The organism is Aureibacillus halotolerans (assembly GCF_004363045.1).
Lineage (GTDB): Bacteria > Bacillota > Bacilli > Bacillales > DSM-28697 > Aureibacillus > Aureibacillus halotolerans.
The window spans coordinates 64,964-66,708 of the sequence record NZ_SNYJ01000023.1; the positions used below are offsets into that span (position 1 = coordinate 64,964).

The window sequence follows — 1,745 nt, forward strand, 5'->3', positions numbered from 1 at the left end:
AAGGGCAATGAGCACCGGACAAAGCAAAACAACGAAGAAAGCGATCGTTTCTCCACATCTAATCAGTTCAGGCGGAATGAAAACGTTTGTCTTTCGAGGCGTGAAGCTTTGAGAGGAGCGGAGTTGCCATAAGGGCAATGAGCACCGGACAAAGCAAAACAACGAAGAAAGCAATCGTTTCTCCACATCTAATTAGTTCAGGCGGAATGAAAACGTTTGTCTTTCGAGGCGTGAAGCTTTGAGAGGAGCGGAGTTGCCACAAGGGCAATGAGCACCGGACAAAGCAAAGCAACGAAGAAAGCGAGCGTTTCTCATCCGCCTGAACCTTAATGAACTTCCTTAGTGTCCAACGTCATATCATCAAGCAAAGCAGACAACGTCACCGGCACCAATTCCTTTTTCTCCAACATATCCAAAATGTCAGGCATAACATCAAGTGTTTGCTGCGCCGAGTCAGAGGCGTGAAGCAGAAGAATATCCCCATTGCTTGTCTCTTCTAATTCCGCTAGAATGGACGCTTCTCCAGGGTTTTTCCAGTCTTGCGAATTTAGACTCCAATGGATGGTCTGATACCCAGTGTCTTGAATGGTATCCAGCATTTCTTTAGAAAGGTGCCCATTTGGAGGGCGGAAGAAATGAACATCCTCGACATTAAGCTTGGCAAACACCCCATCCGCTCTTTGTAAATCTGAGCGCATCTCTCCAGGCTTCATATCAACATAGCTTTTGTACATATACCCAAGACTCCCAATATCGTGCCCATCCTTCACCATTTCGCTAACGAGATCAGGGTGTTTTTCTGCCCACTCCCCAGTCATAAAGAACGTAGCGGTAATGCCTTCCTTCTTTAAGAAGTCTACAATTGGTTTTGCTCGTTCATCCCCCCAAGTAATGTTAAAGGTTAATGCCACCCTGTTTTTATCGGAGGGTCCGTGATAAATCGCGGCATCCACTTGGTCAGTGGAAGCAAATAAAGCTGCAGTACTTGAGTACTGCGTCATCAGGAACCATGCACAGAAGAAAGCCAAAATCGCAATGAAAGTGATCGCCTTGAGACTTTTTGCGTGCACCACATGAAACATATCTCACTCTCCTCGTGGGCCAAGCCATGTTTGTAGAAATGATATGCGGGGAAGTGCATTTATATGTTGTTGTTGTGAATTGTTTCAATGAGGTGAGAAGTAAATAATGGGCTTCATTGTTTCAGAACAAGAGAAGAACGAAATGAAGTATAGGATCAAAAGCGAACTAAAGAGCTTCTTTTCAATATGGAAGACTCCTATGGAAGTGCGAAGGACAATGAAAAAATGAGGTTGCGTTATAGTGTCTTTTTAAAGCTTATTGCCCGTGTCACCTCACCTCAAGAGCATTTGGACATCGTCGATATAAGAAAAATGTACGCAACTTCATAAAAAAAGGTTGCCAACAAAATTTTGCCGTGGTATTCTATTCAAGCTGACGCAAACGACATACACTTTTCCAGCAAAAACGTTGAAAAAAGTTGTTGACTTAGCCCAGTGAGTTATTGTAGAATAGTAGAAGTCGCCAAGTGAGCGACTGAATAGTTTGTCCTTTGAAAACTGAACAGAAGTCAAATGCAAAAAACGTGCCATGTTGAAAGACATGTAAAATAAATCCCGTTGATTTTATTTAAATCAACAACGCAGGAATGGAACATCAGTGAGAACTGATGAACGCCAGACCATACTATTATGGAGAGTTTGATCCTGGCTCAGGACGAACGC

The 1,745-nt window shown here is 43.3% G+C and carries 1 protein-coding gene; it reads right to left on the reverse strand.

Annotation, left to right across the window (positions count from 1 at the left end):
* Window positions 1–326: 326 nt before the first annotated feature.
* On the reverse strand, window positions 327–1,082 hold the full coding sequence (locus EV213_RS18675) for a polysaccharide deacetylase family protein (protein ID WP_133582091.1): 756 nt from the start codon (window positions 1,080–1,082) through the stop codon (window positions 327–329).
* Between the last annotated feature and the right edge of the window lie 663 nt (window positions 1,083–1,745).